This is a genomic window from Candidatus Thiosymbion oneisti (assembly GCF_004359955.1).
GTDB classification, from domain to species: domain Bacteria; phylum Pseudomonadota; class Gammaproteobacteria; order Chromatiales; family Chromatiaceae; genus Thiosymbion; species Thiosymbion oneisti.
In genome coordinates this window covers 1-13592 of the sequence record NZ_SMSC01000029.1, presented here as the reverse complement: position 1 = coordinate 13592, position 13592 = coordinate 1, and the positions used below count along the sequence as shown (strand labels likewise).

Below are 13592 nucleotides of genomic sequence, written 5' to 3'. Positions count from 1 at the left end.
ATATGGATGATAAGGCTCGGCAAAGGCGCTATCGTGAACGCATGGAGCGCAAGCAGGTCGTCATCGACGCCGCGATCGACCGTGCCGAGCGGGAGCAGGGCGTTCTGCTTGTGCTCACCGGAAACGGCAAGGGCAAATCCAGCTCGGCGTTCGGGATGGTGGCGCGCGCCCTCGGCCACGGCCTGCGGGTGGGGGTGGCGCAGTTCGTCAAGGGTCGTGACGACACGGGTGAGGCGTGCTTTTTCCGCCGCCAGCCGGGGGTGACTTGGCATGTCCTGGGCGAGGGTTTTAGCTGGGACACCCAGGATCTTGCGCGCGCTATCCGGACGGCACAGCGCGGCTGGGCCGTCGCCTGCGAGATGCTGCGCGATCCGGCGTTCGATCTCATTGTCCTGGATGAGCTCACCTATCCGTTGCGGAACCATTGGCTGGAGCCCGCGGCCGTCGTGGCCGAGCTCCGGGCCCGTCCGCTCATGCAGCATGTGGTGATCACCGGTCGCGGCCTGCCGCCGGCGTTGCGGGAGGCGGCCGATACCATAACCGAGATGTGCGATATCAAACACGCCTTCCGGGCCGGGGTAAGGGCGCAGAAAGGGGTCGATCTGTGAGGCGCTGTCCGGCGTTGTTCATCAGCGGGCCGGCCTCCAACTCGGGCAAGACCACAGTCACCGCGGCGCTGGCACGTTGGTGTCGCGACTGCGGTCGTACCGTGCGGGTGTTCAAGACCGGCCCCGATTTTCTCGATCCCATGATTCTGGAGCGGGCCTCGGGGGCACCCGTTTACAACCTGGATCTCTTTATGGGGGGTGAGCGCCACTGCCGCCGACTCCTCTACGAGGCGGCCGGGCCGGCCGATCTCATACTCATTGAGGGGGTGATGGGGTTGTTCGACGGGGACCCCAGCAGTGCCGATCTGGCTACCCGGTTCGGCATTCCGGTGCTAGCGGTGATCGACGGCTCCGCCATGGCCCAGACCTTCGGTGCCGTGGCGCACGGGCTCGCCACCTATCGCCGGGAGGTCCCGTTCGCCGGGGTGCTCGCCAACAATGTGGCCGGGGCCCATCATTACCGGCTGCTCACGGAGGCTTTGCCCGCGGGGATAGGCGCGTTCGGGTGGCTGGCCAGGGACGCGGGAGTCGCACTGCCGGAGCGGCATCTCGGATTGGTACAGGCGGACGAGATCGAGGATCTGGAGGCGCGGATCCGGCGCGCGGCCGCGGCGCTGCGGGGATTCGACGGACACGGCCTAGGATGCGGTGGGCACAGCCCACCCTACGGGGTCGAGACGGCGCTGGAGCCGATCGAATTCGCGCAACCGGAGCAGACCCCGTTGCCGTCCGGGCTCGAGGGCCGACGGATTGCGATCGCACGCGATCGGGCGTTCGCGTTTCTGTATCGTGCCAATCTGGATCTCCTGCGTGACTTGGGTGCACGGCTGGTGTTCTTCTCCCCGCTCGCAGACGATGCGTTACCGGATGCGGATGCGCTTTATCTTCCGGGCGGCTATCCGGAACTGCACCTGGAGCGGCTGGCGGCAAACCGGCCGCTGAAGGCGGCCGTGCGCGCGCATCACGCCGCTGGTAGACCCATCGTCGCGGAGTGCGGGGGGATGTTGTATCTCCTGGAATCCCTCACCGATGTGAAAGGACATCGGGCAGACATGGTGGGTTTGCTGCCGGGGCGCGCTTTGATACAAAAAAAACTCGCCAATCTCGGTGTCCATAGGGTCAGGCTCACCCAGGGAGTGCTGCGCGGCCATACCTTCCACTACTCGCGCTTGGAGCTGGCACTGACCCCCGTCGCCTGGAGTCAAGGCCGGGATGCCGACCGGCGCGGGGAGCCGATATACCGGGAAGACGGCCTGCTTGCCTCCTACCTGCACTTCTATTTCCCCTCGAACCCGGGGGCGGTCGTGCAGTTGTTCAATCCGGCAGGCACGGTGAGTGCAGGTATGGCAGGGCTACCGAACAATCATCACCGCTGAAACATCACCTTTTCTAGTTGATACCGCAACTGCGGGGATCACCCAAGCTACTGGAGCATCAAGACCCATGAGCGAACCCAAACACTGCCGCCTACTCATCCTCGGCTCCGGTCCCGCCGGCTATGCCGCGGCCGTCTACGGCGCCCGTGCCAACCTGAGCCCGGTGATCATCACCGGCCTAGAGCAGGGCGGCCAGCTGATGACCACCACGGATGTGGACAACTGGCCGGGGGATCCGGACGGTGTGCAGGGGCCGGATCTGATGGACCGTATGCGCCGGCATGCGGAACGTTACGAAACCCAGATCGTCTTTGACCAGATCAACCAGGTCGACCTCTCCGAGCGCCCCTTGTGTCTGACAGGCGATGCGGGCACCTACAGCTGCGATGCCCTGATTATCGCCACCGGCGCCAGTGCCAAATATCTGGGTCTGCCCTCCGAGGAGAAGTTTCGTGGCCGTGGCGTCTCCGCCTGTGCCACCTGCGACGGCTTCTTTTACAAAGATCAGAAAGTAGCCGTCATCGGCGGTGGGAACACCGCCGTCGAGGAGGCGCTCTATCTCTCCAACATCGCATCCGAAGTGGTCCTGATCCATCGCCGGGATGCCCTGCGGGCCGAAAAGATCCTCCAGAAGCATCTCCTGGAGAAGGCGGAACACGGCAATGTCAAAATCGAGTGGAACCAGGTACTCGACGAGGTCCTGGGCGATGCGACCGGGGTCACCGGCATCCGCATCAAGCAGGTGCAGGACGGTACCACCAAGGACCTCGCGCTGATGGGCGTCTTCATTGCCATCGGGCACCACCCGAACACCCAAATCTTCGCGGGACAGCTCGCAATGACCAACGGCTACGTCGAGGTCCAAAGCGGCACCACCGGCAATGCTACCGCCACCTCGGTACCGGGGGTCTTCGCCGCCGGCGATGTCATGGACCGGATCTACCGCCAGGCCATTACCTCCGCGGCCACGGGTTGCATGGCGGCACTCGATGCCGAGAAATATCTCGACACCTTAAGCCCGTAGGATAGCCGTAGGATGCGGTGAGCGTGGGAGGTCTTTCAGGATAGCACTGCCGGGCGGCGTGAACCGCATCGATTGGCAGGGGGCAGTTGGCAGGGGAGGCTCCCTGATAACTGGTAACTGACAGCTGCCCCCTGAGATGCGGTGAGCGGCTGAAGGCGGGATGCGCTGCGCTTTCCCGCCCTACGGGACTGATGACAAAGACAGCACAGGACGTGGTGCAGCACGAGCTGGAAACAGCCATGGCACAATTTGCCGCACCGACCCGTGAGGCACAACGCATAGCTATCATGAACTTGATAGCTGCCGGCATGACACTTGGACGAGCCCAGAGCTTTACACCAGTTTCAAAACTACCACTTGCGATCTGACATCAAGCATAAAATAATGACATCATTGATAGCGATAAGGGGATCAAGCAGTCATGGCAACAGTTACCGTTAGAAATCTGCCCAACGAAGTGCATCGCGCGCTTCGCGTGCGGGCAGCAACGCATGGCCGGAGTACTGAGGCCGAAATCCGCGAAATCCTCGAGACGACCGTCCGGCCACCGAAGCGCCTTCGCTTGGGTACGGCCTTGGCGGCGCTAGGCCGGCGCGTAGGGTTGACGAATGAGGATTTCGCCGTCTTTGAACAGGCGTGCGACAAAACGCCGGTTGAGCCAGTGAGGTTCGAATGATCGTCTTGGATACCAATGTCGTCTCCGAAGCGATGAAGCCGAAGCCACATCCGGTCGTGCAGGCGTGGCTTGACCAGCAGGCGGCGGAAACCCTCTATCTGTCCAGCATCACACTTGCTGAACTTCTGTTCGGCATCGGCGCAATGCCGTCCGGCCGCCGTAAGAACATCTTGGCCCAAACCCTGGATGGCTTGTTAGAGTTGTTTGGAGAGCGCGTCCTGGTGTTCGATGCAGATGCGGCCCGGCACTATGCCGAGTTGGCCGTGACAGCCAGGGCCGCCGGCAAAGGGTTCCCTACGCCGGACGGCTATATTGCTGCCATTGCAGCTGCTCGCAGCTTCACCGTCGCCACACGTGATGTTGCTCCGTTCCAGACCGCTGGCCTCAATGTCATCAACCCTTGGGTAGCACAACAATTGATAACGGAGGAAAACGATGAAGCGTAGACGGATCCTACCGCTTTTGCGACACCCTCGGAGGGAGAGAGGGTGTAGCGTATGGCGTGCCCAACACACGGTGGGTGGCGATGTTTCCATTTAGACTTTAACCACTACCCTCTGGCATTTCGATCCGCGTCATTTCATCTCGAGCCATCTTGTGACCACCAACCCAAGCCCCCTCCACGCCGATCGCATCCTGATCCTGGATTTCGGCTCCCAGTACACCCAGCTCATCGCCCGCCGGGTGCGCGAGGCGGGGGTCTACTGCGAGCTCCATCCCTGGGACCTGGATGCCGACCACATCCGTAGCTTCGGCGCCAAGGGGATGATCCTCTCGGGCGGCCCCCAATCGGTCCATGAGCAAGCGACGCCACGGGCCGCCGCCGCCGTATTCGATCTCGGCGTTCCCGTGCTCGGCATCTGCTACGGCATGCAGGCCATGGCGGCCCAACTCGGCGGCCGGGTGACCGCGGCGACCCAACGCGAGTACGGCTACGCCCAGGTGCGCGCCCGCGGCCACTCCCGGTTGCTGCGGGACATCGAGGACCATACCAGCCCGGAGGGCTATGGCCTGCTGGACGTCTGGATGAGTCACGGCGACCGGGTCGAGGCCCTGCCGCCGGGGTTTCGCGCCATCTGCACCACGGATAATGCGCCCTTGGCGGGCATGGCAGACGAGGAACGGCGCCTCTACGGCCTCCAGTTCCACCCGGAGGTCACCCACACCCGCCAGGGGCAACGCATTATCGAGCGCTTCGTCCACGACATCTGCGGCTGCGGCAACCTCTGGACGGCGGGCAACATCATCGAGGACGCCATCGCGGAGGTCCGCCGTCGGGTGGGCACCGATCAGGTGCTGCTCGGCCTTTCCGGGGGCGTGGATTCCTCCGTGGTAGCCGCCCTGCTACATCGGGCCATCGGCGACCAGCTTACCTGCGTCTTCGTCGACAATGGGCTGCTGCGGCTGGGTGAGGGCGAACAGGTCATGCGTACCTTTGCCCGCCACCTGGGGATCAAGGTCATCCGCGCCGAGGCGGAGGAGCGCTTCCTTGCCAAGCTCGCGGGCGTCACCGACCCGGAGCGGAAACGCAAGCTCATCGGCAACACCTTCATCCAGGTCTTCGAGGAAGCAGCGGAAAAGCTGCCCGGCGTCAGATGGCTGGCCCAGGGGACCATCTACCCCGATGTCATCGAGTCGGCGGGGGCCGAGACCGGCACGGCCAAGGTCATCAAATCCCACCACAACGTGGGCGGACTACCCGCCGCCATGAAGCTCAAGCTGGTGGAGCCCCTGCGGGAGCTGTTCAAGGACGAGGTACGCAAGATCGGTGTCGAACTCGGCCTGCCCTACGAGATGGTCTACCGCCACCCCTTCCCCGGCCCTGGACTCGGGGTACGCATCCTGGGTGAGGTCCGCAAGCCCTATGCGGATATTCTGCGCCTGGCGGACCATATCTTCATCGAAGCCCTGCACCGGGCGGAGCTCTACGACCAGGTCTCCCAGGCCTTTGCCGTCTTTCTGCCCGTCAAATCCGTCGGCGTGGTGGGCGACAATCGCCACTACGACCATGTCATCGCCCTGCGGGCGGTCGAGACCCTGGATTTCATGACCGCCCGCTGGGCCCGATTGCCTTACGACTTCCTCGATCAGGTCTGCCGCCGCATCGCCAACGAGGTGCGCGGGGTCTCGCGGGTGGTCTACGACATTACCGGCAAGCCGCCGGGGACCATCGAGTGGGAGTAAGACTCCGCAGTGTGACGGCACACCCGTATTGCGAGCGCTGAATGCGCTGTGGCTGGGGCAGCAGTACCGAAGCACCAATAACCTGGGAATCATTTTTTTCCGCAAATGAACGCGGGGGTGTTCTCAATTAACAAACGATCTGATCCTGGCTATCTCGAACCACGGATGGACACGGATCAACACGGATTGGTCTCCATCCGTGTTCATCCGTGGTTCTTGCCAACAGCGACTCACGACTCGTCGGTCTGAGGCGAAGCCTCGCTGGCAATATCGATCGAAACTATGTACGTAGGTATCCCATGCCGAGTGACGAGGAGTGGATGCGCCGCGCCTTGGCACTCGCCAAGCAGGCGGCTGCGGCAGGCGAGGTGCCGATAGGGGCGGTCCTGGTACGGGAAGGTGAGCTGGTGGGTACGGGCTGGAATCGCCCGATCACCGATAACGACCCGAGCGCCCATGCCGAAATCCTGGCCCTGCGCGACGCCGGGCGTCGCCTCGGCAATTACCGGCTGCCCGGCACCTGCCTCTATGTCACCCTCGAGCCCTGTCCCATGTGCGCGGGCGCTATCATCCAGGCGCGGGTCAAACGGGTCCTGTTCGCAGCGGCCGACCCCAAGAGTGGTGCCTGCGGCAGCGTCTTCGATCTGTTGCCCGCGGACGCCCGCTTCAATCACCGCACCAACTGCACGGGCGGTCTCCTTGGCGACGAGTGCGGCCGGCTGCTGCGGGATTTTTTCCGATCACGTAGGTGATCGGGGACCCGATTCGCCCGGTGGCAGCCAGGTGTGCGTATTCGGGCTCGTCAATGCACGAGGACCTGCGCCTGGCCGATAATTTCATCCACCTCACGAATAGCCGCTACCGCGCCACTCAAGTCGACATGCGGCTTGATTTTTATCAACTCGGCCGCCCGCTCCTCGGTGGTCCCATCAGGTAGCTTCCTGGTGACATAGTAACCGGTCGCCAGACGTTCCAACGCCTTCACGTTTTTGTCTCCGAGCCGATCGGCGATAAAATCAATCCGGTCATGGTACTTTGCCAGGGTTTTTGGAAACCCCCCTTGGACATACTTGGCACGGTCCGTTGGCTCGTAGCGAAACCCATATGGCCGCTGGGGCCGGAGGCGCAACAGCCCATCGCCCCGCAACCCCGTCAATTCATCACGCAGATCGAAGGAAAAGGGTCCATACCAATACAGCATGAACCGGAAACCCAGCGGCACTTCCAATAATTCCTGCAGGAAATACGCCGCCTTCTGGATGTGGGTCTCTCCTGCCCAGCTTCTCTTATCCCACAAGGCCTGCACGAAATACGTCAGCACGGCATTTTTTTTATGCCTATCCATCGGTGTCCCCCTCTGGTCTTGATCGGATGATTTCGTTGCGATGGCTTCTCAGCCAGCGTTTTGCCTCGTCCGCAACCGCCCTGTCGGCAAACACAGAGTCCAGATCGACCACCGGCAGGTGGGTCAGGACGGCAGAAATCGTGGATGACAGTGAGACCCTGCCGTCGCGCATGCGCACCGGAAACTCGGGCGCGTTACCCCCCTGACGGTAACGGTCATGGCGGAAATAATCGGCACCGAATTTTTCGCTGAGCGCCCGGAAAACTGCTCTGCCCGCTTCGGTATCGATAGCGGCATCGATGGGATTGTGCGAGTAGATCAGTTTGAAATGTTTACGCCGACTGACGCGACGGGCGTGCAAGTGTCCCGGTAAATCCGCGTTCTGCTCTGCTTCCCGTATTCCCTGCATTACCTCGGCATCGGTGAGCCTGAGATGGCCTTCCACGTCGGTCGGGTAGCCGTCATCACCCTGCCATTCGAGGAGGAACTCCTGCAAATGGATGTCATAGATGCGCCTTATCGGGTGGAAGTATAGCTGCGAATACATGAAGTAACGCGCCGACATTAGTGCCTCGGCGGATTGGATACCGCCTTCGTCGAGACCCAAGGCAAAGCCGGTCTCGACATCCGTGGGGACCCGCGGCAGTATACGCAAGGTGTCGATCAGCCGGTACTGGTCGAACTTGCCGTACGCGACCCCTGCGTGATGGGAATCCCGGAGCAGATAATCCATCCGGTCCACGCCGAAGGCGTCGCCGACGATGATTTCAGCGAGGATCGTTTCCCAGGGCGTGAAATCGACGTCCGGAAGTTCCTTGCGGCCGAGTGCCAGCTTGACCACATCGTCCGCATCGATCTTCATACCTTTCCATATCGGATACATTTCGTCAGAGCGGATGAGCTGCGCGGTCAACGCCTCGTGGTTCCAGCCCTCGGGCAGAAGTTTCTTCTCGGCGGCATGGGAGAATGGCAGGTGTCCGATGTCGTGACAAAGAGCCGCCATGCGTAAAACGCAGCGCCAGTATTCCCGCTTCCTATCGTCGCCGACATCGGGGAATTCGTTGCGAACGTCATCGGTCAGCTTGCCCGTTACGACGTCGTATACCCGTTCGGCGAGCTCCATGACACCGAGAGAATGCTCGAACCGGCGGTGGGTAGCCCCCGGATAGACCAGATAAGTCAACCCTAATTGGTGGATATGGCGTAGGCGCTGAAAGGGTCGTGAATCTAATACCTTGCGTTCGTCGTTGGAAAGCCGTACGAAGACGTGGATCGGATCCCTGATCTCGTGGACATTCTTCGGCATGGACTTAGGTTCTCTCTTCGGCTAGTGGCTTTACCAACGGTATCCACGGGAGTGTCGCAGTACCGTGCTGCGGCCACATCTCGCTTCGCGTATCTGAAACCGTATCCTAACCGGAGGCCAAACCAGCAAACGAGGGTAACTGTTCAACTACATGATATACCACACTCATGACCATCAAAGCACAAGATGTTGAGGTTTCAACATTCAGGCACCTAGGGTTTTTCCTTGTAGTCAAAAGGGACACCTTAGTGTGATCGAACACCTCATCCGTATGCTCGGTCACTGGCATCCCTGCTCCGACCGGTACGGGAGCTGGAATGACGAGCGGATCAGTGCCCCCGAGCCACCGCCGGGGCAACATCACGAGTCTTGATGAACAGGCCGGAAAGCCCGCCATGCTCCCCCTTTATGTTACGGACCGGCACGACTGCTCTTACCTCCCGGGTCTGAGTGCGCGGACCCTGTTCGTGGATCCGTCGGTGCCCATGGACGGAGCGACCTACCAAGCCCTCCTTGCGCAGGGATTCCGCCGCAGCGGGACCCATATCTACCGCCCGGCTTGTAGTTTCTGCCGGCGGTGTATCCCCCTGCGGATCCCGGTACATGCGTTTGTGCCGAACCGATCCCAGCGCCGCAATCGGACCCGCAATCGCAACCAGGTGGTCCTCCGGGACCGTCCTGCCTGCTTCGATCCGGAGCACTACGTCCTCTATCGCTCATACATCCAGAGCCGGCATGGGGACACAGACAGCTCCGACGCCGCCCTGGTGCGCTACCGTGAGTTCCTGGTCGCTCCCTGGGGAGGCGAGACCCGCTTCCTGGAGCTATATCTGGACACACGGCTGATGGCAGTGGCCGTCACCGATTATCTGCCCGGATGTCTGTCCGCCGTCTATACCTTCTTCGATCCGGGGCGCTCCGATCGTGCACCCGGGACCTACGCCGTCCTATGCCAGATCGAGGAGGCCCGGCGGTTGGGACTTGAGTACCTGTACCTGGGCTACTGGGTCGGGGAATGCCCTAAGATGAGCTACAAGGAGCATTTCCGCCCCCTGGAGGCCTGGCTGGACGAACGCTGGCAATGGTACGGCCGGGGCGCTGAAATCAGTGGGACAGGCCGGGCCAGTGCAGCGCCTCACACAGTGCAATCGAACAGGTGAACCAATCCGATTAGAAGCCGGTCACCGGTCAGACGCCGGTCATCGGCGATCACTAGGCTGGTGATGCTGTGCTCCGTCATCAGGTCGACGGCAGCCTGCAAGCGTGCCTTCCGGTCGACGCAGATGGGATTCGCCGTCATCATATCGCCGGCCAACAGCTCCGAAAAATCCCGGCGATGGCGCTCCATGGCCCGGCGCAGGTCACCGTCGGTGATGATGCCGATCAGCTCCTGGTCCACGCAGACCACCGCGACCCCCATGCGCCCCGCGCTGATGGTCTGGACGACGTGAGCGGCGGGGTCGTCCGGGCGGACGATGGGCAGCTGCTCGGTATGCATCACATGCTCCACCCGGGTCAGCAGACGCCTGCCTAAGTTTCCGCCGGGATGGAAGCGGGCAAAGTGCTCGGGACGGAAGCCGCGGGCCTCCATCAACACGATGGCGAGGGCATCGCCCAGCGCCAGGGCCGCGGTGGTGGAGGCGGTAGGGGCGAGTTGGAGGGGACAGGCCTCCTTAGGCACAGCGGCATTCAGGTGAAAATCCGCATGCCGCGCCAGCGTCGAATCGGGCCGGCCCGTGATGGCGATGAGCTGGTTCCCATTGTCTTGGAGAAAGGGAATCAACCGGATGACCTCATCTGTCTCCCCGGAGTTCGAAAGCGCAAGGAAGATGTCTTCCGAACGCACCATGCCCAGGTCACCGTGAGAGGCCTCCCCCGGATGCACGGAGAACGCAGGCGTCCCCGTACTCGCCAGGGTCGCCGCGATTTTGTTTCCGATCAGGCCCGATTTGCCCATACCGCAGACGATCACCCTCCCCCGGCTGGCGAGAATCGCGTCCACGGCAGCGGCCAAATCCGAGTCCACCTGCTCGATCAGGGCGGTGATGGCGGTGGCCTCGATCCGCAATACCCGCCGTGCCCGATCGAGATAGGAGTCCTTAGAAATGCCCCCATTCCACTGTGCCGTCTGCATGGCACTGCGCGCGGCCAACCGTGATTTCATCTCGCTGTGCCAAGAGCTGTTGTGATTACTTGCATTTGCAAATTGCCCTTATCAACACCGGAGGTCGTGATAACCAAATCACCATTGGGTAATTTGCCGGTGCATTTTTACCGTATGCAGCTGGCTCGCGGTTGTACTGAACCTGAATGACCGGAACTCGATCAACTCAAACCGTCAACCGCCGATAGATCTCCGAGACCTTATAGGGCAACCTTTCCACCGCCTCGACAATGGTATAGTTCACGGCTCCGTACATATGGGGTAGATATTCCCGGCCTTCCTTGTCGATGGTGATGCAGAAGGGGTGAATGCTGCGGCGCTTGGCCTCGATCAGGGCGCGGCGGGTGTCTTCGATCCCGTACCGGCTGCGGTACTCGTCGCTGTAGTCGTCGGGCTTACCGTCGGACAGGGTGATCAGGATGCGGGTCTTGGCATCGATCCGGTCCAGGAGCTCGGTCAGGTGGCGGATGGCCGCCCCCATGCGGGTGTAGTCCTTGGCCTCGATGCCGGCGATACGACCCCGGATCTCATCCCCGTAGGCGTCATCGAAGCCCTTGACGCGAAAGGTCTCGCAGCGCTTGCGGGTCATGCCCGAGAAGCCGTAGATGGCATAGCGGTCGCCCAGGGTCTCCAGGGCCTCGCACAGCAGTAGCAGGGATTCCCGCTCGGCCTGGTTGATCCAGCCGCGGGTGGAGCCACTCATGTCCACCATGAACATGACCGCGATGTTGCGCTCCACCCGGTCACGTCGGGTGAAGAGGCGGTCGGACATCTCCAGGCCGCGATGGGCGTCGGCGCGGGCCTCCATCAGGGCGTCGATATCCACCTCGTCCCCGTAAGGCTCCTTCTTGAGCCGTTTGTCCTCGCCGCGCAGGGCCTCGAAGGTCTTGCGCAGTCCCGGCAAATGTCGGGAATACTTGTCGAGGGTCGCGGCGACGAAGCCGTCGCGTTTGGGCTCCACCGTGAGCTCACGCATCACGCACCAGTTCTTGCGGTAGCTCTGGCGGCGAAAATCCCATTCGTTGTAGAGATGGGCGCCGCGTTCGTGGTAGGTGCCGGACCACACATCCGCGCCCGCATCCGCGTCCGCTTCCACTGCCCCTTTGGGCCGATAGTAGCCGTCACCGGCGGGGACCAGATAGTCCGGGGGCAGCTCCCCCAGATCCAGCATGATCGAGCCGATGAGCCGCTTGATGTCCTCCGGCGGGCTGACCGGCTGGTCATGGAACAGGATCTCCAACTCGAACTCCCCCGGATGCTCGTCGTCCTCCCGTTTCCGCGCCGCGAAGGGAGTCTCCGCCTCGCCGGGGAACGCCTTGCGTTCGGACACCGGCTGCTCGGATTCCAGGTCCTTCCGATAGCGGACCAGCAGGCTACGCAATCCGGCCTTCTCGTCCTCCAACCGCGCCCGCAGGACCTCCTCGACCCGCTCCGGATAGAGCTCACCTTGATAGCACAGGGGCTCCGGTAGGGGCGGTGGCGCGGCCATCACCTCGGCCACCAGGGCCAGCGAATCCCGGGCCCGATCGCCGGCCCGGCGCAGCCGCTCCCGCCACACCTCCCAATGGGGCGAACAGGTGTGCTGACCGGCGAGGGTGTTGAGATGCTGCATATCGCGGTGAATCCCGGGCAGCTCCCGGGCGATACGGGCGTCCAACCGCAGGGTCTCGAAGGTGTGGAACAGCTGCAACGCACGCCTTGGGTCATCAAAACCCATCAGGGCCTCAATGATCCCCAGCCGCCAGGTACCGAACCGGGTCTGGGCCCAGAGATAGGCCGCCGCCGCCTTCAGGAAGCGGAAATTGTCCTCGCGGCTCCCGAACCGGCTGGCCATAGCCGGCAGGAACAGGGTCTCGGTATCCGTATGGATCGTCTCGGCGGCCGCGAGCCCAAGGCGCCGACCCGAGAGCCCCAGCACCACCCGTTCCAGGACACCGGTGTGCTCCGCGAGCGAGGCCCCGACCTGGGCAGCCCGGGCGCGCTCCAGGAACTGGTCCACATTCCTGAACACCTCCACCGCGGCGTAGAGGCCGGATTGGTCGTAGACATCCAGGCCCTGGATGATCCAGCGTTCCACATCCGGCAGGGAGAGCGCCTGCAAGGCGCGGTCGGCATGAATCAGGAACTGGTAGGCGCAGGCGGTGTTGTCCTTCTCCAGGGTCCGCACCCAGTGCAGCGCAAACTCCTGCTGCGCTCGGGTAAGACCCGCCAGGGCCAAGGCCGCCCCTCGCTTCGACGAGGCCTCGGCCCACAGGATATCCTCGAGCAGGTCTTCGAGCTGGTCGGCAGCGAGCGGCTTGGGCATCAGCGAAGGGTAAGCAGACAGCGGTCTTTGCGGTGGCAGCAGGCTGCAGCCGGCAGGGCGAACGCGAGCAGGAAACCGCCGGGGCGATGAGCCGGACCGGCAGCAATGACAGCCCGGTTATTGTGATCATCGGGCGACCAATCCGCAACCGGTAGGGCCGGATCGACTGCGGTTCAAAATCTCTGTGCCCGGTCCGTCCCCACAGATGCCGGGCAACCTCTTATTTGAGCCGCATTGACTATAGGAAAAATGGTGCGGTTCGCTAATTTTCTCTGGCTCCCACGCTCCGGAAGACTGTAAAAGAATTCGCCCTTGGTGGTGGCGAGGGTAAGCTCCCGGTCGAGTTCGATCCGAGAGGGTGAGATTGATGGCGAGAGGTTACAAGCCAGGCGTCGCCCGTGCCCAGGCCGCACGCCTGCCCGCCCGGCTTGAAGACTAGGTCAGCGAAACCAACCGCGTTCGGGCTTTCTCTCGTTCCCACGCGCCGCGTGGGAACGCAGAAGCTCCGCGCCGCGGAGTGTCTCGGAAACTCGTAGCCGCTGCTGCATGGGCCTGATGTGCTTGATTTTCATGAGGATTCAGCTCAATTGAGAACGCCCTCTAG

13 protein-coding genes are annotated in these 13592 nt (G+C 62.5%); 9 read left to right on the top strand and 4 right to left on the bottom strand.

Features of this window, described 5'->3' with window-relative positions; genetic code table 11:
* The first annotated feature begins 2 nt into the window (after positions 1-2).
* The 8 genes from cobO to tadA all read left to right on the top strand — a co-directional run bounded on the left by cobO (position 3) and on the right by tadA (position 6620).
* The gene (cobO, locus tag E1958_RS15855) at positions 3-608 is read left to right on the top strand and encodes a cob(I)yrinic acid a,c-diamide adenosyltransferase (RefSeq protein WP_133512734.1); all 606 of its coding nucleotides are present in this window, start codon (positions 3-5) and stop codon (positions 606-608) included.
* On the top strand, positions 605-1984 hold the full coding sequence (locus E1958_RS15850) for a cobyrinic acid a,c-diamide synthase CobB (RefSeq protein ID WP_208108609.1): 1380 nt from the start codon (positions 605-607) through the stop codon (positions 1982-1984). Before cobO ends, E1958_RS15850 begins: the two co-directional genes overlap by 4 nt.
* Before the next feature lie 67 nt (positions 1985-2051).
* Positions 2052-3008: a thioredoxin-disulfide reductase gene (trxB, locus tag E1958_RS15845; protein ID WP_133512733.1), complete on the top strand. Its 957-nt coding sequence runs from the start codon at positions 2052-2054 to the stop codon at positions 3006-3008.
* Between the two features lie 191 nt (positions 3009-3199).
* Positions 3200-3376, top strand: coding sequence for a hypothetical protein (locus E1958_RS22120; protein ID WP_133512732.1), 177 nt, complete (start codon positions 3200-3202; stop codon positions 3374-3376).
* Between the two features lie 53 nt (positions 3377-3429).
* Positions 3430-3684: a FitA-like ribbon-helix-helix domain-containing protein gene (locus tag E1958_RS22115; RefSeq protein WP_133512731.1), complete on the top strand. Its 255-nt coding sequence runs from the start codon at positions 3430-3432 to the stop codon at positions 3682-3684.
* Positions 3681-4130 carry a type II toxin-antitoxin system VapC family toxin gene (locus E1958_RS15830; protein WP_133512730.1) on the top strand — a complete coding sequence of 150 codons (450 nt, stop codon included), beginning with the start codon at positions 3681-3683 and terminating at the stop codon, positions 4128-4130. Before E1958_RS22115 ends, E1958_RS15830 begins: the two co-directional genes overlap by 4 nt.
* Positions 4131-4281: 151 nt before the next feature.
* Positions 4282-5868 carry a glutamine-hydrolyzing GMP synthase gene (guaA, locus tag E1958_RS15825; protein ID WP_133512729.1) on the top strand — a complete coding sequence of 529 codons (1587 nt, stop codon included), beginning with the start codon at positions 4282-4284 and terminating at the stop codon, positions 5866-5868.
* A gap of 299 nt (positions 5869-6167) precedes the next feature.
* Positions 6168-6620 (top strand): tRNA adenosine(34) deaminase TadA, encoded by a 453-nt coding sequence (tadA, locus tag E1958_RS15820; protein WP_133512728.1) that lies wholly within the window; start codon positions 6168-6170, stop codon positions 6618-6620.
* Between the two features lie 50 nt (positions 6621-6670).
* Here the strand turns inward: tadA and E1958_RS15815 are convergent, their stop codons facing one another.
* Together E1958_RS15815 and E1958_RS15810 are read right to left on the bottom strand one after the other, a co-directional pair.
* A complete protein-coding gene (locus E1958_RS15815) occupies positions 6671-7213 on the bottom strand; it encodes a hypothetical protein (protein WP_133512727.1) in 543 nt (180 codons plus the stop codon).
* The gene (locus E1958_RS15810) at positions 7206-8519 is read right to left on the bottom strand and encodes an HD domain-containing protein (RefSeq protein ID WP_133512726.1); all 1314 of its coding nucleotides are present in this window, start codon (positions 8517-8519) and stop codon (positions 7206-7208) included. The genes E1958_RS15815 and E1958_RS15810 overlap by 8 nt, the downstream gene beginning before the upstream one ends.
* Before the next feature lie 317 nt (positions 8520-8836).
* On the opposite strand from E1958_RS15810, the gene E1958_RS15805 reads away from it, so the two are divergent.
* Positions 8837-9679, top strand: coding sequence for an arginyltransferase (locus E1958_RS15805; protein ID WP_243448393.1), 843 nt, complete (start codon positions 8837-8839; stop codon positions 9677-9679).
* Here E1958_RS15805 and E1958_RS15800 read toward each other — a convergent pair.
* Both E1958_RS15800 and E1958_RS15795 read right to left on the bottom strand, forming a co-directional pair.
* On the bottom strand, positions 9655-10683 hold the full coding sequence (locus E1958_RS15800; protein ID WP_243448392.1) for a KpsF/GutQ family sugar-phosphate isomerase: 1029 nt from the start codon (positions 10681-10683) through the stop codon (positions 9655-9657). The genes E1958_RS15805 and E1958_RS15800 overlap by 25 nt on opposite strands.
* Before the next feature lie 166 nt (positions 10684-10849).
* Positions 10850-12988, bottom strand: coding sequence for a nitric oxide reductase activation protein NorD (locus E1958_RS15795; RefSeq protein WP_133512725.1), 2139 nt, complete (start codon positions 12986-12988; stop codon positions 10850-10852).
* Between the last annotated feature and the right edge of the window lie 604 nt (positions 12989-13592).